The sequence below is a fragment of the Actinospica acidithermotolerans genome, from assembly GCF_018139625.1.
GTDB classification, from domain to species: Bacteria; Actinomycetota; Actinomycetes; order Streptomycetales; family Catenulisporaceae; genus Actinospica; species Actinospica acidithermotolerans.
In genome coordinates this window covers 1-17,791 of the sequence record NZ_JAGSOH010000079.1, presented here as the reverse complement: position 1 = coordinate 17,791, position 17,791 = coordinate 1, and the positions used below count along the sequence as shown (strand labels likewise).

At 68.7% G+C, this 17,791-nt stretch carries 13 protein-coding genes; 5 read left to right on the top strand and 8 right to left on the bottom strand.

Features of this window, described 5'->3' with window-relative positions; all coding sequences use genetic code 11:
• Positions 1-207 precede the first annotated feature (207 nt).
• On the bottom strand, positions 208-2,766 hold the full coding sequence (locus tag KDK95_RS23240) for a hypothetical protein (RefSeq protein ID WP_212520380.1): 2,559 nt from the start codon (positions 2,764-2,766) through the stop codon (positions 208-210).
• 288 nt (positions 2,767-3,054) lie between these two features.
• On the opposite strand from KDK95_RS23240, the gene KDK95_RS23235 reads away from it, so the two are divergent.
• Positions 3,055-5,565 carry a right-handed parallel beta-helix repeat-containing protein gene (locus KDK95_RS23235; RefSeq protein WP_212520379.1) on the top strand — a complete coding sequence of 837 codons (2,511 nt, stop codon included), beginning with the start codon at positions 3,055-3,057 and terminating at the stop codon, positions 5,563-5,565.
• On the opposite strand, the gene KDK95_RS38325 is transcribed toward KDK95_RS23235, so the two are convergent.
• A complete protein-coding gene (locus KDK95_RS38325; RefSeq protein ID WP_212520378.1) occupies positions 5,531-5,833 on the bottom strand; it encodes a type II toxin-antitoxin system PemK/MazF family toxin in 303 nt (100 codons plus the stop codon). The genes KDK95_RS23235 and KDK95_RS38325 overlap by 35 nt on opposite strands.
• Positions 5,834-5,839: 6 nt before the next feature.
• Here KDK95_RS38325 and KDK95_RS23225 point away from each other — a divergent pair, with 6 nt between their 5' ends.
• On the top strand, positions 5,840-6,259 hold the full coding sequence (locus KDK95_RS23225; RefSeq protein ID WP_212520377.1) for a hypothetical protein: 420 nt from the start codon (positions 5,840-5,842) through the stop codon (positions 6,257-6,259).
• Positions 6,260-6,507: 248 nt separating this feature from the next.
• Here KDK95_RS23225 and KDK95_RS23220 read toward each other — a convergent pair whose 3' ends face one another.
• From KDK95_RS23220 to KDK95_RS23210, 3 genes are all read right to left on the bottom strand, one after another.
• Positions 6,508-6,669 (bottom strand): hypothetical protein, encoded by a 162-nt coding sequence (locus tag KDK95_RS23220; RefSeq protein ID WP_212520376.1) that lies wholly within the window; start codon positions 6,667-6,669, stop codon positions 6,508-6,510.
• A gap of 361 nt (positions 6,670-7,030) precedes the next feature.
• A complete protein-coding gene (locus KDK95_RS23215) occupies positions 7,031-9,874 on the bottom strand; it encodes a beta strand repeat-containing protein (RefSeq protein WP_212520375.1) in 2,844 nt (947 codons plus the stop codon).
• Positions 9,875-9,989: 115 nt separating this feature from the next.
• On the bottom strand, positions 9,990-10,808 hold the full coding sequence (locus tag KDK95_RS23210; RefSeq protein ID WP_212520374.1) for an MIP/aquaporin family protein: 819 nt from the start codon (positions 10,806-10,808) through the stop codon (positions 9,990-9,992).
• A 495-nt stretch (positions 10,809-11,303) separates the two neighbouring features.
• Here KDK95_RS23210 and nicT point away from each other — a divergent pair, with 495 nt between their 5' ends.
• The 3 genes from nicT (at position 11,304) to KDK95_RS23195 (ending at position 15,095) form a co-directional block, all read left to right on the top strand.
• Positions 11,304-12,362, top strand: a complete 1,059-nt coding sequence (gene nicT, locus KDK95_RS23205) for a Nickel transporter NicT (protein ID WP_372463374.1) — start codon at positions 11,304-11,306, stop codon at positions 12,360-12,362.
• A gap of 153 nt (positions 12,363-12,515) precedes the next feature.
• Positions 12,516-13,439: a phytanoyl-CoA dioxygenase family protein gene (locus KDK95_RS23200; protein WP_212520372.1), complete on the top strand. Its 924-nt coding sequence runs from the start codon at positions 12,516-12,518 to the stop codon at positions 13,437-13,439.
• A 114-nt stretch (positions 13,440-13,553) separates the two neighbouring features.
• A complete protein-coding gene (locus KDK95_RS23195; protein WP_212520371.1) occupies positions 13,554-15,095 on the top strand; it encodes a GMC family oxidoreductase in 1,542 nt (513 codons plus the stop codon).
• Here the strand turns inward: KDK95_RS23195 and KDK95_RS23190 are convergent.
• The 3 genes from KDK95_RS23190 to KDK95_RS23180 form a co-directional block, all read right to left on the bottom strand.
• Entirely contained in the window at positions 15,049-15,570 is a 522-nt protein-coding gene (locus KDK95_RS23190) for a GNAT family N-acetyltransferase (protein ID WP_212520370.1), read from the bottom strand. The genes KDK95_RS23195 and KDK95_RS23190 overlap by 47 nt on opposite strands.
• 198 nt (positions 15,571-15,768) lie before the next feature.
• Positions 15,769-16,167: a globin gene (locus KDK95_RS23185; protein ID WP_307844588.1), complete on the bottom strand. Its 399-nt coding sequence runs from the start codon at positions 16,165-16,167 to the stop codon at positions 15,769-15,771.
• Positions 16,168-16,391: 224 nt separating this feature from the next.
• Positions 16,392-17,423: a hypothetical protein gene (locus KDK95_RS23180; protein WP_212520369.1), complete on the bottom strand. Its 1,032-nt coding sequence runs from the start codon at positions 17,421-17,423 to the stop codon at positions 16,392-16,394.
• Positions 17,424-17,791 lie beyond the last annotated feature (368 nt).

Sequence of the window (17,791 nt, the reverse complement as noted above, 5' to 3'; positions counted from 1 at the left end):
CAGCCCACAAGCAGGCTGGTCGGATCTTCCCCTCGGTCTGCAAACCCGGCTTTCCTCGTCCGCGCCCTCGTGCGCCGGCAACCCCGCGGTCGTCAGCCCCTGTTTCGATGTCGCCTGCCCTGGCAGAGGTCTGCCATCCCGTGTTTCGGATCATAGTGGCTCTCCGAAATCGGCGGTGTTGAGGGCGCACGACCCGAGAGGGAGGACCTAGCTGAAATAGCCGAACACGTCGGCGACGACCTGGGTGGTGCCCTTGGACTGGTTGTAGAGCGACGTGTCGTCGTCGATGGTTCCGACCATTACCATCGCGGGGACGGTCTCGCCGGCCGAGAAGTTGATGTTCGACGCGGTCGGCACGGAGGAGCCGGCGTAGGCGATGAGCACCCCCGGGGCCGTCGGCTGGGTCACGGTGACGTTCAGGACCAGGCCGGCGGCGTCCTGGGGACCTCCGGACCAGTAGCCCGAGGCGTCGAACTCGTCGTCGAACCACCACACGGCCTGCGCATTCGCGGCGGCCGCGATGGGCTTCGACGTCTCCTGGCCGGTGCCGTTGCGGGTGTCGAGGGCACGCCACGGGGTCATCGGGACGAAGGCATCGCCGCCGGTCGTGGTGTAGTAGCCGGACACGTCCACAACGAGCTGCACGGTGCCCTTGGAGCTGTTCGTGAACTCGACCGCGCCTCCGGTGCCGAGCTTGACGATCGCCATGTTCGGCACCGTCTCACCGGTGCTGTAGTTGACGTTCGAGACGTTTGGCGTGCTGCCGCCCGCCGGGTAGGCGATGATCACGCCGCCCGTGCTCGGCTGGGTCGCGGTCACGTTCATGGCCACCGCGGTCACTCCGCTCGCCGGGATGGGGCCGGTGCCGGCCAGCTTCAGCGTGATCGACTTGCCGGGCCCGATGGCCTGAGCCGGGGCGCCGGTCCCCTTGCGGGTGTCGAGCACGCGGGTCGGCGAGGTCGGATGGTAGCCGGCGCCGGCGGCCGAGGCCACGTAGTAGCCCTCCACATCGGCCACGAGGTGCGTGGTCGCGGTGGCGTAGAGGTCCACCTTGCCGTCCAGGCCGATCATCACGGTCGTCAGGTTCGGCACGGTCTCGTTCGTGGTGAAGTTCAGGTTGCTGGACTTCGGCACGGCCGTGCCGTCCGGATAGGCGCTGACGAACCCGCCCGCGACCGGCTGCGTCACGGTCACGTTCAGCACCACCGCGGTGATCGTGCTCGCGGCCGGTGCGCCCGAGACGCCGCTGACGACGTCGACCGCGATCGAGTGCCCGGCGATGACCTTTCCGGCGGTGGCGACGCCGATTGGCGCACGCGTGTCTAGGACCCGCTTCGGGGTGACCGGGACGTACGTCGAGCCACCGGTCGTGATCTGGGTCGTGAACGTCCTGGTCCCGGAGACGTCAACGATCGTGGCAGTGATCGTATACGTGCCGACGGACGCGTACTCGTGCAGTTGGACGAGATCCGAGTAGTCGGTGAAGTAGGTGGCTCCATTGTTCGTGAACGCGGTGACCGCGGCACTGCCGTCGCCCCAGTTGAGCGTGATCGTGCCCGTGCTGCCCAGCAGCAGGCCCGAGACGTCGATGTCGGCCGCAACCGACTGCTCGTCGATGGCCGCGTTCACCGTCGCATTGTTGTATTCCGCGAGGTTGACCGCACCGCGGTCGTAATACGTCTCCGGTCCGGCGCCCGTGCTGGTGACCGCCGTGTCGTCGGTCCAGGTGTTCCCGTAGAAGTCGGTGGCGGGCAGACCGGGAGCGGCCGAGTTCGCCGAGCCGACAGCGGGATCGTCGGACGTGAGCAGGTCGCTGGTCGACGACACGGTGAACGCGTCCTCGACCAGGTCCGCAGTGCCCTGCGCGCTCGCGACCTGGAAGCTCGCGAGCGTGGTGTAGGTGGTACCGGCCCACGAGTACGGGACGCTGCTGTTCGTGCCGTTCAGGTCGAGGATGTTATAGCCCTCGTTGGTCCCGGCCGCGGACGAGGCATCTACGAGAAGCTCGGGCAGACCCTCCGTGTTGCCCCAGATGACATTGTTCTCGATGCTGGTCCCGCTCGCACCGCCGGTCACCGAAATGCCTGCGAAGCTCGCGCTCGGATAGTTCACGACGTCGATCGAGTTGTTCACGATGTCAGTGCCGGTCGCCCCGACCACGGACACGCCACAGCATGCTGATGAGGTCTGGATGATGTTCGTGGCGAGGTCCGTCCCCGAAACGCCTGACGCGACCGTCACCGAGGCCAGATCGTCGCGCTCGATGGAGACTGAGCTCGAGCCCTTCTCGACGGTCAGGGACTGGACGATAGACTTGGTCAACATCACATGCGAGGCGTTCTGGAGATCGACGCTCCCCGCGTTGAATCCGACGAGATTGACGTAGCTCGCCCCTTTGACGGCCAGTGTGTTCGACTTGCCCAGCCCTCCGACGATGGAGCGCAGGCCGACCGACTCGAAGGTGATCGGCGCACCGGCCGAGCCCGAGTGCGTGATGGTGACGTTCTCGCCGTAGGCCACGGCGTTGGCCGCGCCACCGAAGATCTGCACCGTGTCCCCGGCCGTCGCCGCGTTGGCGGCAGCCTGGATCGTGCAGTACGGGGTTGCGGCTGCTCCCGCGCCGGCTCCCGTGTCGGAGCAGTAGGGCGACATCTTGTCGACGTAGAGCGTGCCACCGGCGGCGGCGCTCGCCGTCATCGGCACGGTCACCGCGCCCGCCATCGGAAGGAGTGCCGCCGTTACGGCCGCCGCTATGCGTTTGCGCACGTGTCATCTCAATTCAGGAATAAGAGATCCACCCCATCGCGGAATCCCGGCCACAGCCGGTCCGCGCACGCGAGCTTACAAGCACCGATGCGCGCCACACCATGCTGCGAGCGCAGGTCATGTGTTGAGATAGATCTGTTACACGACCGGGAAGAGTCGGGGATCTCGGGCGGGCGGCGAAGGTCTAGAGTTCCGTGGACGGCTGTTGCCGCCATCTGGGGGTCTTGGGGGGTTCTGATGTGTACTTCGCGTCGTGCCGCAACGGCTATAGCCGCAGTCTCGCTAGCATTGACCGGGGTTGTCGCGGCGCACGCGGATGCCACGACCGTGCTGTACGTGGACGAGTCCTCGGCGAGCTGCAGCGATGCGGGTACCGGTACCTCGGCAGAGCCGTACTGCGGGATCCAGGCTGCCGCGAATGCCGCGGTGGCGGGTGACACGGTGGATGTCGCGACAGGCACGTACGAGGGACAGTTGGACATCAAGTCCAGGGGCACGGCGGCAGCGCCGATCGTGCTCCAGGCGACCGGCGGGCCCGTCTTCATCACGAATGCGGCGAACCAGACCGGGCCCGTGATCAGCTTCGACGGATCTTCGTACGTGTCCTTCGAGGGAAAGCAGGTCACGAACGAGTTCCTGGCAACCGGTATCGAGGTGAACGGGTCCTCCAATATCGTCATCAACGGGATGGCGATTCGTAACGCGACCACCGACGGTATAGCGGTCCACATCGCTGGGACCTCGTCGAACATCGCGCTGACGCGGAACAGGCTCGGCAGCGTGCAGATCGATGCGGGCAGCTCCGGAGACCTCATCAGCACGAATGCCGTGCGTTTCGCCTCCACTCTTCCGGGAATCTCGGTCGCCGGCGCGTCGGGCACGGACATCACGTCGAACGACTTCTACTACGGTCCGGCCGGTCAGAACGTCGTCAGCGTCTCCGACGGCTCCACCGGCACGTCGATTGAGAACAACATCGTCGAGTCCGCTGCCGGTACGACGGCGAGTGCGCCCCTCGTCGCCGTGGACGCCTCGTCGGCACCCGGGACGACGCTCGACTACAACGTCGTCTACCCGGATTCATCGCAGACTCAGGCCCCTTACTCGTGGGCGGGAACCGACTACGCCTCCGCTTCCGCCCTCGCCGCTGCCACCGGGCAGGGTGCGCACGATCTCAACGCGAATCCCCAGCTTAACGACATCTACGACGACGTGCCCACGGCGCCGGAGATCAACTCGGCGAACAGTTCCGCGCCCGGGATGCTCGCGACCGACTTCTACGGCGACACCTCGTGCAGCCAGGACCCGGTAGTCGATGTGACGGGCGCGGGCAATCCGGCGTACTGCGCACGCGGGGTGCTCCAGGAGAAGTACGCCACCTCCGTGACCGCGACCGCGACCGCGGATTCCGCGCTCAGCGCCGATCTGAGCAGCACCATCGCGCAGAACTTCTCGGACGCGCTCGATCCGCACTACTACCTCACGCCCGGCCCGACGCCCGAGGTGTCTTACACGATCAGCTGGGGCGACGGGCAGTCTCAGACGGTCCCGGCCTCGAGCACGACCGCCGCGACGGTCACGGCGCACACCTACGCCAAGCCCGGGACGTACTCGATCTCGGACACGGCGCAGCTCCCGAGCGGCGCAACTGTTTCGGCGAGCACGTCCGTCACCACGGCTGGTTCCGACTACACTCCGATCGGCCCGAAGCGGATCTTCGACACCCGCAAGGGCATCGGCGGCGTGGACAATCCCGTCGGGTACAACGGGTGCGCCGACATACAGGTCGCGGGCACGAACGGCGTCCCGGCGAATGCCACCGCCGTCGCGGTCAACGTCACCGCTACCGACACCGTGCAGAACGGCCTGGTCACCCTCGGGCTGAGCAAGGCCTCTGACGTGAACTACATGGCAGGTCAGACCGTGGCCAACAGCGCCATCGTGCCGCTCACCGAGGGCTTTTTGATCGTGTGCGTCAGCGGCGACAGTGGCACGACGACAGACTTGATCATCGATGCGACCGGCTACTTCACCCAGACCGCCGCCGCGGGCTACCACCCGACGGCACGTGACCGGGTTCTCGACACGCGTGACGGCACCGGGGCGCCGAAGGCGAAGGTGGCCGCGAAGCACGCCATCGCGGTCCCGATCTCGGGTACGGATTCGATCCCGGCTCATGTCACAGCGGTCGCCGTGCACGTGACGGAGACGAACGCCACCGGTGGCGGGTTCATCGCTGCCGAGCCAGACGGCGCCGGGGTGCCGACCACGTCGAGTCTCAACTACGCGCCGGGGCAGACGATCTCGAACACGGTCATCGTCCCGGTTGCAGCGGACGGCAGGATCGAGCTCTACAACGGCGCGTCAAGCGGCTCGACGGATCTGATCGCCGACGTCTCCGGCTACTTCTCGCTTTCGGCACCGGACGCCTTCGTCCCGGTCACGCCGTTCCGCGCGGTGGACACTCGCACGACGAAGAATCCCATCGCGCCGAACAGCGCGGGTTCGTTCAACCTCGACTCCACGCTCGCCGGGGCGAGCGCGGGCTTTCCCGCAGACGTGACGGTGTCGGCCAACCTAACGGCCACCGACGAGACCTCGTTCGGGCACCTCACCGCCTACCCGGCCGGCACCGCGTTGCCCAACGCCTCAGACGTCAACTTCGGCAAGGGGCAGAACATCGCCAACTCCGGCCTGTTCGCCACGACCTCCTCCGCCGACACCCTCGCCGTGTACGACGGCTCGGCCGGGTCGACCGACCTCGTCATCGACGTCTTCGGCTACTTCGCCGGCAGCTGAGGCCATCGGGATCGGGTCTGCCGCGCCACGCCGGGGCCTCGAGGTGGCCGATGCGGTTGCCGATCATGTCGAAGGAGACGGATCGGATTTGTTCGGCTTGGATTTTTGAGTCGCTTTTCAGTCCCGAGGTCTCTCCGGCGGGCACCAGGACTTGAAAGCTGAGCACACATATGGTGTTCGAGGTGATGGGGGCGACGGTGATCGCGCCCCTTTTCCGGACTACGGATACTGAAGGCTGTGGCCTGCCCACGCTGTGCTGTGTCAGCATGTGTAGGTGGATAAGAGCCAGGCATCCAGGTCGAGGATCGCCGCAGTGATGCGGAAGGCGCTGGATCAAGCGGCGTGGTCGCCAGATGGCGATCCGGAGGCGGCGATCGCAACTCTGCTCACATTGTGCAACACCATCGGGAGCATGGTCACCAACGAAGCCGACCCCGGCGACCTCACTGTCGCCAAGGTTATGTTCGAGTCCGAAGTGCTGGCTGCCGTCTACCTGTTCACGGGCGAGGTCAGGAAGAGCGTCGACCAGCAGCATCCGGCGCGGCCTCCGAGGTATGCGGACATGCCCCGAGGGGAGTTCGTAGAGAGCGTCGTGACCGCCTTGCCTTACTTCCATCGCAGACAACGTGCGGTGTCGGCTGCGCTCAATGAGGCGTTTCCTTGTGAGGATGAAGGAGCTGCGGGCCTGGCCTAATGAGCGGACTCGGCAGGAGGATGCCAGCGAGGGCGCGGATGCTGGAGGATGTAGCCCGTGGACACTCGCGCAGCAACGTCGGCCGTGACAGAAACGGACCGGGTCAAGATCTGGTTCCGCTTTTTTCCGCGCGAGGGATGGCTCCCCTACGACCAGGAGGGCCTGTGGGCTCCCTCGGAATTGACTCTGCTTATCAGCAGTTCCGCCAGAAGTTGCTTTCTAGCAGCAGTGGCGAGCGTCGCATGCGGTCAGCTGTGCGGGTAGCCGCACTTTCGGCACATGTACTCCCATGGCGGCTCCATGGGCGTGAACGAGCGGCAGGGGCCGTTGTTGATGCCGGCGAGCTCGTCCTCGGACGGGGGCGGGTCGCCGGGTCGGTACGGCGGCGTCGGCCTCGGCTGGTCCGGCATGGCAGCTGGCGCCCCTTCCTCGTGTAGTGGTTCACAGATGTCTGTGTCAGTCTCGGCTGCGGTGACCCTGTTGGCAACAGCAATTGCGTTGGCTGGAAGACGACGATGGGGTCGGGGACGGGGTCGCAGACGGCGTCGGGAACGGGGACGGGGTCGTGTCCGATGGCGATGTGCCATCGGACACGACCCCGTCCTCATTCGGGTCCTCGTCCTAGTTCGCGTCCTCGTCCTAGTTCGCGTCCTCGTCCTAGTTCGCGTTCGGGTCCTACTTCGCGTTCGCGTCCATCTGCCCGCGTTCGCGCCCGCCGGTCAGCTCGGCACTGCAGCTATCGGCTCGCGCCCGCGCCCGCCGCTCACACCATCAGCTCGCCATGAAGTAGCCCATGACGTCGACGATCAGTTGCAGGCTGCCGGTGCTCTGGTTGTAGAAGTCTTCGTCGCCGCCGTAGCCGGGGGTGACGAAGGTGAGGTTCGGCACGGTGGTGCCCTTGGTGAAGTTCAGCGCCGAGGTGGTCGGAACGGTGACGGGCTGGTCGCTTGAGTAGTTGGCGTTCGGGAAGACGACGAGGTCGCCGGCGCCGGTCGTGGAGGTTACGGTCGTGTTGGCGATGACGCCGGTGATGGTGTCGGGGCCGAGGGTGCCGTAGCTGCCGAGGCCGAGTTCGTAGTAGTAGCCGGAGGGCAGGGCGCCGTTCTTGATGGTCCGGCTGTCCAGGTAGCGGTACGGGACCACGGGGACGTAGGACGAGCCGGTGGAGCTGTAGTAGCCGTCCACGTCCACGATCAGCCGGGCCGAGCCGGTGCCGGTGTAGGCCAGGTTGATCGTGCCCGACGAGCTGACCGGGACGATCGCCGAGGCTGCGCGGGTCTCGCCGGTGGTGAAGTTCAGGTTCGAGGCGGTCGGCTCGGTGCCGCCGGACCAGGCGGTGATGTAGCCGTTGCCGGACGGGCTCGCTTCGGTGATGTTGACGGCTACGGCCGCGACTGCGCTCGACGGGACCGTGAAGCGGCCGTCGATCTTCAGGGTCACGGGGTGGCCGGGGGAGACGGTCTTGGAGGCGTAGCCTCCGGTGCCGTTACGGGTGTCCAGGAAGCGGGCCGGGGTGATGGCCGTGTATCCCTTGCCCGCCGACGTCGGTGTGTAGTAGCCGCTGATGTCCACGACCAGGTCGACGGTGCCGCCGCTGTTGTTGCGCAGGTCGACGTACCCGTCGCCGCCGACCGCCACGACCGCCATGTTCGCCACGGTCTGCTTGGGGCCGAAGTTCACATTCGAGGTGACCGGAGCGCTCAGGCCGTCCGGGTATGCCGTCAGGTTGCCGCCCGCCTTGGGGTTGGTCACCGTCAGGTTCAGCGCCGCGGCCCACGCGTCGGCCGGGATGCTTCCGTTGCCCGCGATCTTCAGCTTGAGGGTCCCGTTGGCGGCGACCGGCGCGATCACGCCGCCGGTTCCGGTGCCCTTGCGGGTGTCCAGGATGCGTGTGGGGCCGTACGCCGTGTACGAGGTGCCCGCCGTCGTCACGACCACGGAGTTGGTCACCGCGTCACCCTCGCCGTCGGTGACGGTGATGCTGACGGTGTAAGTGCCCAGACTCAGGTAGTTGTACGTGAGGTCCAGGCTGTTGTTGTAGAAGGATTCGAAGTCGTAGTTGCCGTCGCCCCACGTCACCTTCGGTTCGAGCGTGTAGCCGGCGGCTGAGGTGACGGTCGAGGTGAGCTGGATCCCCTTCGCGCTCGTGTCCACGACCTTCAGCGACACCGCGAGGGTCGGGTTGTGGCTGTTGTACTGGATGGCGCCGCGGCTCGTGTACGGGCTGTCGCCGTAGAAGTCGGTCGACAGTTCGCCGGGCGCGGAGGAGTTCGCCGACGCGATGGCGCGCGAACCGCCGACGAGGTTCGCGTCCACGTCCGAGATGGCGTTGGGCCGGAAGCCCGCCGAGTTGGCCTCGACGGTGTCCAGCGTGTCCGCGGAGCCTTGGGCCGAGGCGGTGCGGAAGGCCGCGAGGGTCGTGTAGTTCATGCCCGACCAGTCGTACTCGGCGGTGCCGTCCGTGCCGTAGACGTAGAAGTCGTTGTAGTTGGTCGTCGTGCCCGCGGTCGCGGGGGCCGCCACCGTGATGTCCGGTGCCCACGTCGCGCTGTCCGCCTGGCACTGCGACTGGTAGCCGTCGAGGTACGAGTCGGTGTTCGGGTTGGCGTCCTCGATGAGGTTGTTCTGGAGGCTCACGTTCGTCGACGTGCCCTCGATGTCGATCGCCGCGTCGCACCCGCGCTGGATGGTGTTGCCGGCCACGTCCAGGCCGGTGACGCCGGTCGCGACGATGCCGGCGGAGGCCAGGATGTCGCCGGCGAGGGTGATGCCGCTCGCCCCGGATTCGATCGCGATGCCGGAGTCGCTCGGCGCGGACATGCCGGTGTTCACGTACGTCCGGCTGACCGTGACGTTGTCGGAGGCTCCGTCGATCTCGATGCCGGTGCCGTTCGGATTCACCCCGGCGTATCCGCCCTGGATGTAGTCCGAGTCCAGGGTCACGTTGGAGGAGCCGAGGATCTCGACGGCCGGAACGCCGGTGCCGGCCCCGTTGAGCATGAGGTTGGAGATCGTGACGTGGCTGACGCCGTTGAGGATGAAGGCCGGCGAGCCGCTCTGCGCCATGTCCCAGGCCTGGTTGCCCACGCCCACGATCGAGATCCCCGAGGTGGAGACCGTCACGGACTCCGTCGAGAAGTAGCCCTGCGAGCCGAGGACGTCGACGGTGTCGCCCGACACGGCGGCGTCGACGGCGCTCTGGATCGAGCAGTACGGAGTGGCCGCGGTGCCTGCGCCGGTGCCGTCCGTGCAGGTCGCGGTGCTGTACGCGGCCACATAGATCGTCGTCGCGGAGGACGCGGTCGCCTTCGCGGACTTGCCGGCGCCGGTCGCGGCGGACGAGGTGATCTCGGGCTTCTGCAAGCGGATCGACTTGCTCGCTGGGCTGGCGTAGGTGCGCAGCGCCTTCGCGGAGCCGGACGCCGATGTCGATGCCGATGCCGACGTCGATGCCCATGCCGATGCCGACGAATTCGACGTGGATGGACTTGCGGTGGTCTCCGGGACGGCCTTCGCCTTGCCGGTGGTGCTTCCGGCCGCGAAGGCGGTGCCGGGGATGAGCGCGACCGCGGCCGCGAGTGCGACCGCTGCGGTCGCCGAACGGTGTCGGAACACCGGACCCCCCAGTTTCTGTGAATTTATCAAGCAGTACCTTCATATGCGCTGCAGAGCACTTATGGGTATCTCGGATTTCACAGAACCGCAACAGAAATCGGGGGCGCCGGTCCGGTCACTCGGCGGAGGCGCGGTCCACGGGCTTGCTCTCCACGACGCTCCGCTTGTAGCCGCGCAGGGCGGTGTGCACGAGGACGCCGAGTACCGCGCCGCACAGCGGGGCGACGATGAAGAGCCAGACCTGGCTGAGGGCGTTGGTCTCGGCGAAGATCGCCGGGCCGAGCGAGCGGGCCGGGTTGACCGAGGTGCCGGTGAGCGGGATGCCGACGAGGTGGATGGCGGTCAGCGCGGTGCCGATGGCGACGCCTTCCAAGCCCTTCACGCCGGGGCCGTGGGTGACGCCGAGGACGACGATGATCAGCAGCGCGGTCAGGATGATCTCGACCAGGAACGCGCCGCCGACGCTGATATGCAGGTCCGAGTCGCTGCCGTAGCCGTTGGCGCCGAAGGACTTGCGGTTGAACGGGCCGCCGGTCCGGGCCAGCACGGTGTTCGACACCCAGTAGAGCAGCAGCGCGCCGACGATGCCGCCGCAGAACTGCGCGATCGCGTAGAGCCCGCCGCAGATCGGGTTCATCCGCCTGGCGAGCACCATGCCGAGGGTGACGGCGGGATTGACGTGGCAGCCCGACACGGAGCCGATCGCGTAGACGAGCGCGACCAGCACGAAGCCGAACGCCAGCGCGATCCCCACGGTTCCGGCGGTCACGCCGGAGTACACGGCGGTGCCCACCGCGAAGAACACCAAGGCGGCCGTGCCGACGAACTCGGCGATCAGTGCCGCCCAGCCGTTCTCGACGTGGCCGATCAGCGAGGGCCGCCGCTGAGCCGCGGCGTGCGGCGTGCGGGGGGCTGTCGTCGGCGGTGCGCTCATGGGACCTCCTCGACTCAGTCGCCCCGCCTCCGTCCGGGTGAGGCGCAAACGTGAGCCAGCCTAGGTTCGCCCGGGCACACCGCGGTCGGCCGAGCGCCCTGAACTACGCCATTCAGGGCAGTTCACGCGTGCGTCGCGGCGACGGGATCGAGCCGACTCGGCCCGACGGGGGCGGGGCGTTGGGTGGCGAGCGGGCGCTGGGCGATGCGGCGCGCGAGCTCGTCGCGCGAGCTCCGCGCGCGAGCTCGGCGTGCTGGCCGGTGAGGTGACCGGGCGCCGTAGGCGCCAGTGGAGGCTGGCGGCGGCGATCGCACGGCCTGGGTGGGATCGCCACCCGCCGGTACTTGCAAACTATTTGCAAGTGCGGGAAGAATGCATAGTGAGCCCAGCAGTCCCGCCAGCCGCCGGAAGAACGAGGAACCCGTGACCGTCTCGAGTCCCGTCGCCGTCCCCGGCGCCGCCGAAGGGGTCGGCCGGATCGCCCGCGTCCGGGCCATGCTCACGCCGGCCGAGTGGCGGCGCACGCTGCTCATGTTCGGCTTCATCGCGCTGCTGCACGTCCTCGGCTTCGGCATCTTCGCCGTCCTCGTCGTCCCGCAGCACTACAAGGGCCTCGGCATCGGCGTGGCGGTGCTCGCGTACACGCTCGGCATGCGGCACGCCTTCGACGCCGACCACATCTCCGCGATCGACAACACCACGCGGAAGCTGATGCACGACGGCCAGCGTCCGCTCAGCGTCGGCTTCTTCTTCTCGCTCGGCCACTCCACGGTCGTCGTCGCGATCGGAGCCGGGATCGTGGTCGCCGAGAAGACCGTGTTCGGCGAGGTTTCCAACCCGAACTCCTCGCTGGAGCAGTTCGGCGGCGTCTTCGGCACGGTCGTCTCAGCGAGCTTCCTGTTCCTCATCGCGGCGCTGAACCTGGTCATTCTGGCCGGAATCGCCCGGGTCTGGCGCTCGATGCGGCGCGGCGAGTTCGACGAGGCGGCGCTCGAGGAGCAGTTGCAGAACCGTGGCCTGATGAGCCGGTTCTTCGGGCGCTGGATGCGCGCGATCCGCAAGCCCTGGCAGATCTACCCGGTCGGCGTCGTGTTCGGGCTCGGCTTCGACACCGCCACCGAGGTCGCGCTGCTGGCCACGACCGCGGTGCTGGCCAGCCAGCATGTGCCCTGGTACGCGATCGTCGCGCTGCCGATGCTGTTCACCGCCGGGATGACGCTGCTGGACACCATCGACGGCTGCTTCATGAACCTCGCCTACGGCTGGGCGTTCCTCAACCCGGTGCGCAAGGTCTACTACAACCTGACGATTACCGGACTGTCCGTCGGCATCTGCGTGTTCATCGGCGGAATCGAAGCACTCGGACTGCTCGCCACCGAGCTGCACCTCACGGGCGGTTTCTGGAACGCCATGTCGGCATTCGACATCAACCGCGCGGGATTCTTCATCGTGGGCCTGTTCGTGGCGACGTGGCTGGTCGCGATGGCGGTGTGGCGCTTCGGCCGGGTCGAGGAGAAGTGGTCGGCCGGACTGGCCCGGGTAAGCGAGCGTTGACGAACGCCTCAGGGTCCGTAAAGAATCGGCTCGTAACCTGCCGGTAAATCCGCAACCGTACTGGTGGACCGGGCGTCTGAAAGAGCGGACCGCGCTTCGCGGGCGAATCGGCGTGGTCGTCCAGGTTCCTCGATACAAGGGGGTCGCGAACCCATGTCCATGATGATGGGCGAGTCCATAGCCCCGGCCTCCTCGGCCGCCGACCGTCCGCTCGTGCCCTACGACGGCATCCAGATCACGGATGAGCAGCGGGCCGACTTCGACCGCGACGGGTACTTCATCATCCGCGACGCCATCCCGGCGCAGCTGCTGGAGCGGCTGATCGAGGCGCAGGACCGGGTGTACGCGCAGCAGAAGGCCGAGGGCCTGCTGCACCCGAAGGACCAGAGCATGCACCTGATGGGCTTCCTGCACCGGGACAAGGTGTTCCTGGAGCTGCTGGAGCTGCCCACGGTCTTCCCGCTCGTGTGGGGCATCCTCGGCTGGAACATCCACGCGTACCACCACCACATCGACATCCACCCGGGCGTGCCCGCGGACACCCGCAAGACGTGGCGCTGGCACCAGGACGGCGGACGGCAGAACCTGGAGATCGAGACCGAGCCGGTCCGCCCGCTCCTGTCGATCCGCACCGCCTTCTACCTCTCCGACCTCTCGCAGCCGGGCCGCGGCAACTTCATGTGCATCCCCGGCTCGCACAAGACCAGCCGGCTGGCCCGGCCCGAGGACCTGAGCCTCGACTTCGAGCAGCCCGAGGGCGCCATCGAGGTCTGCGCCAACCAGGGCGACGTCGTGCTCTTCGACCGCCGCCTCTACCACGGCCGCTCGGACAACTACTCGGACATCGACCGCCGCTGCCTGTTCATCGGCTGGACGTACCGCTGGATCGCCCCGCACGAGGACCGCGTCATCACCCCGGAGCACCCGTGGTGGAACGAGCTGACCCCGATCCAGCAGCAGCTGCTCGGCGGCGGCAAGGACGCGCTGTCCTACTGGGGTATCGGCGACAAGTACCCGCTGCGCGAGTACCTGCGCGACCGCGGCCTGCTCGACCCGAAGGTCAACAACAACCGCTAGGAACACCGAGGCGTATCGGGGCATCAGTGCTCCGATACGCCCTTGTGCGCGCCGCCGGGATCCGCCGAGGGTGGTCAGGGACAGCTCCCCGATCTTCGTGAGGCGGTGCAGTCCATGTCCCTTCAGCCCGAGGCTGACCGGATCGAGACCGACATAGCGATCGTGGGGGGCGGGGCGGCAGGCTGCGTCCTGGCGGCCCGGCTTTCGGAGCGGGGCGGCCCGCGCGTGCTGCTGATCGAGGCGGGCCCCGACTACCCCGATCCCGATGCGCTGCCCGCGGAACTGCGCTCCGGCTGGCGCTCGGCGGGCACTCACGACTGGGGCTACACGGACGAGGCGACCGGCGGCGCCGTGGCCCGCGCGAAGCTCGTCGGCGGTTGCAGCGCCACGAACGGCACCATCGCGCTGCGCGGCGCGCCCGCGGATTACGACGGCTGGGCCAGGCTCGGCAACCCCGGCTGGTCCTTCGCCGAGGTGCTGGAGGACTTCCGCAGGCTGGAGACGGACCTCGACTTCGCCGACGGCTGGCACGGCCGGGTCGGCCCGATCCCGATCCGCCGCTACGAGCCGAGGGAACTCACCCCGGTAGGCGCCGCCGCGTACGAGGCACTCGTCGAGGCGGGCTTCCCCGAGGTCGTCGACCACAACCGCCCCGGCGCGGCCGGCGTCGGCGCCGCGCCGGTCAACACGATCGGCGGCGTGAGGATGAGCGCCGCGTTGACCTACCTCCGCGCGGCGCGAGACCGGGCGAACCTCAGCATCCTGCCCGGCGCGCTCGTCGACAGGGTGCTGATCGAGAACGGCCGCGCCGCCGGTGTGAGACTGGCCGACGGACGCGCAGTGCGAGCGGCCCGCGTCGTCCTCGCCGCCGGCACCTACGGCTCACCCGCGATCCTGCTGAGGTCGGGCATCGGCCCCGCGCGGGACCTCGCCGTACTCGGCCTGCCCTGCCGCTCGCACCTGCCCGGCGTCGGCGCCAACCTCCAGGAGCACCCCGGCATCTCGGTCGTCTGGCCGGCCGCAGCCGACTTCCCGGACGGCCCCCGTTTCCAGATCGTCGCCACCCGCACCGACTCCGACGGGACGGACGACGCCCCCTGGCTGCAGCACGTCCCCGCCGCGACCTCGACGCTCTTCTGGATCTCGGCCACCGTGATGCGGCCCAGGTCCCGCGGCAGACTGCGCCTGGCCACCCTCGACCCCGAGGCCGCGCCCAAGATCCGCCTCAACCTGCTCGAGGACCCGGCCGACCTGGCCGCCATGATCCGCGGCGTCCGCTCCGCCCGGCAGGTGGGCGCCATCAGCCCCCTGCGCGAACTCGCCGGCGGCCCCGAGCAGTGGCTCGGCGCAGGAATGGACGAAGGCGCCGAACTGGTCGACGCCGTCCGCCGCTCCGCCTGGACCTACCACCACGCCTGCGGTACCTGCGCCATGGGCCCCGACCCGGAGCAGGGCGCCGTCGTCAACGCCCGTGGCGAGGTCTACGGCGTGCCCGGCCTCTCCGTCGCCGACGCCTCGATCATGCCGGTGATCCCCAGCGGGAACACGCATCTGCCGACGCTGATGGTCGCGGAGCATCTGGCGGCGGTGATCGGGGAGGCCGGATCTCCTAACTCAGCGGATGAGGCAGATAATCGCTACGTGGCAAAGCCTTGACGAAGCCGAGGTATTCCAGCGACTCGTCACCGAGCGCCTGGTAGCCGGCGGCGCGCAGGAACTCGCGGAGCACGTCGTGGCCCGGTTCGGCGACGGCGTAGAGGCGGTCGTAGCCGGAGCGTTCGGCGAGGAATTCGAGGTGGGCCAGCACCTTCCTGGCCACGCCGTTGCGGCGCAGTTCGGGGCGGGTCCAGAGCTGGGCGAGCTCGGCGGTGGTCGGGTCGTAGCGGCGGTAGGCGGCGCCGGCGGCCGGGGAGCCGTCGGGCTGGCGCAGGCCGATCCAGGCGCCGCCGAGCCAGGTCTCGTACTCGCGCGGGTCGGATTCCAGGTACCTGGCGGCGGCGGCTCCGCCGCGGGCCGACTCCTCGGCCAGGAAGGACGCGGCCAGTTCCACCGCGAGCGGGTCGCCCGCCTCCAGGTGGACGAAGTTCGCGGACGCTGTCAGGGCAGCGGCGGGCAGGGTCATCGTGCTCATGGACGTGTTCACCTCTGATGTGAAGAAGGGTACTGCTATTCGTGGGCCGTCAGAGGTGTCGGCGACACGAAGAGGACCACACCCGGCAGAGGTCGATGTGGTCGCGCGTGACCAGCGCTACGTCTCCCGCGCGGCGAATGGCCATGGATCAATAGGTATCAGGGTTCGCCGTGTCAGGCAATCGTTACCCGGTGTGGGCTACGCGGCGTTGACCATGAAGCCCGCGGCGTATTCGAGGTACGCCCACAGCTCCGCGCGGTCCGCCTCCTGCAGTCCGGCGCCGTCCACCGCGGCGCGCATGTGCTTGAGCCACAGGTCCCGCGCGGCGGCGTCGATGTGGAAGCCGGCGTGGCGCATCCGCAGCCGCGGGTGGCCGCGCTTCTGCGAGTACGTCGACGGCCCGCCCCAGTACTGGATCAGGAACAGCGCCAGCCGCTCCTCGGCCGGCCCGAGGTCCTCCTCCGGATAGAGGGCGCGCAGTTCGGCGTCCTCGGCCACGCCCTCGTAGAAGGCGTGCACGATCCGGCGGAACGGCTCCTCGCCGATCCGCTCGTACAGAGACTTGTCCGCCTCGCCCGACTTCGAGATCGAGACCACGCGCGTCCTTTCGCTCCCATCGGCCGCCCGGCGCACCGCACCGCTCGGCCATTCGGCGTCGGCTCCATTGTCGCATCCGACCGTGCGCGGCCTTCCCGAGCCGGGGAATCCGAGCCGGATCGCCGGAGCGGGATCGCCGAGCCGGATGACCGGAGCGGGATCGCCCCGGCCGGACCACGGACTGCCCGAGCCGGATCAGCGGCGGGAGCCGCGCGCCCCACCCGCTACTTGAGCCAGCCGCGCTCGCGCGCCTGCCAGCCGAGCTGCAGCCGGGTGCTCACCTCGGCCAGTTCCATCATGTGCGCCACCCGCCGCTGCACGGTGCGCAGGCCGAGGCCGAGCTGCTTGGCGATCGCCGCGTCGGTCGCGCCGACCAGCAGCAGCGAGAGGATCCGCAGGTCCAGCGCGGTCGGCAGGGCGATCCCCGGCTCGTCCACGACGAGGGCCTCCTCGCCGTCCTTGCGCACCGGCAGCGCCCGCTGCCAGATCGACTCGAACAAGCCGATCATGGCGTTGACCAGCGCGGGGGCACGGGAGATCAGCGCCACCGGGCCGTCGTCCGCGCGCTGGGTCGACGCCGGCGGATGCGACCCGGCCGGGTCCGGATCCGCCGACCCCGGCAGGCTCAGCGGCAGCATCACCGTGCAGCGATCCGCGATGACCATCTTCGTCGGCAGGACGTCGATGACGCGCAGTTGCTCGCCGACCGGGACCGCGCTGGAGAGTGCGTTCGCGGACGTCGGGCCGTTGAGTCCCGCGCGCTCGATCACGACGCGGTAGCTCACGCCGCGCTGGATGGCCAGCGATTCGGCCTCGCCCTCGCACGTCGCCGGGATCTCCACCTGCGCCTGGACCAGCGCGAGCAGTTCGGTCTCGGCGTTGAGCTGCAGGTGTTCGAGCCGCTGCATCACCTGTTCGGCGCCGACGACTATCTGGACCAGGTCGTGCGCATTCTGCGCGGAGGCCGCGTGGTACGCCTCGTCCAGCGCCGCCGCGGTCAGCTCGGCCTGGCCGAGGGCGTGCCGCTGCGCCGTGAGCAGCGCGCCGAGCGCCAGCTGCGGGGGAGCGGTCTGCACCAGGCCGACGGGGTTCCGGTTGGCCAGCGACTTGGCCTCGAGGATCTCGACCGACCCGGCCACCGCCTCGCGCGCCAGGCCGAGCCGCAGCGCCAGCGCCTCGACACTGGCCGGGCCGGTCAGCACCAGCTCGTGGTAGACGCGCTCGGTGGGTTCGTCGAGGCCGAGGATGCTGAGCACGTCGCTCCCTTCGCTGTCGTCGTACGGCGCTCACCGGTCCGCCGCCGCCGACGGCGCTGCCACACCCGGCATCGCCGCCACGACTGGCATTTCCGCCGCGCCCGGCATCGCCGCCGCTCTGTGCCGCCCTAGACCTTTCTGCCGCGAGCGTCTGCCGCGCGCGACATCGTTGTCGAGGACCTGTCGTCGGACGATCGGACCGCCGCCGCCTATCATGACCGGAACCGACCGCTCTAGACCAGTCCGAGCGTGTTCCGACCGCTGCGACCGGCCGCCGGCCTCACGTTTCCCGGCCCGCCGGCCTCGCGTTCCCCGGCCGGGGGCCGGTCATTCCCCCCGGCCGGTCATTCCCTCGGCCGCCGCCCGCC

Bases quoted from the DNA above. Each gene is read 5' to 3' on its own strand.
- KDK95_RS38325 (WP_212520378.1), bottom strand. From the start codon at position 5,833: ATGCTGACACAGCACAGCGTGGGCAGGCCACAGCCTTCAGTATCCGTA.
- KDK95_RS23220 (WP_212520376.1), bottom strand. From the start codon at position 6,669: ATGCCGGACCAGCCGAGGCCGACGCCGCCGTACCGACCCGGCGACCCG.
- KDK95_RS23210 (WP_212520374.1), bottom strand. From the start codon at position 10,808: ATGAGCGCACCGCCGACGACAGCCCCCCGCACGCCGCACGCCGCGGCT.
- nicT (WP_372463374.1), top strand. From the start codon at position 11,304: ATGCTCACGCCGGCCGAGTGGCGGCGCACGCTGCTCATGTTCGGCTTC.
- KDK95_RS23200 (WP_212520372.1), top strand. From the start codon at position 12,516: ATGTCCATGATGATGGGCGAGTCCATAGCCCCGGCCTCCTCGGCCGCC.
- KDK95_RS23195 (WP_212520371.1), top strand. From the start codon at position 13,554: ATGTCCCTTCAGCCCGAGGCTGACCGGATCGAGACCGACATAGCGATC.
- KDK95_RS23190 (WP_212520370.1), bottom strand. From the start codon at position 15,570: ATGAGCACGATGACCCTGCCCGCCGCTGCCCTGACAGCGTCCGCGAAC.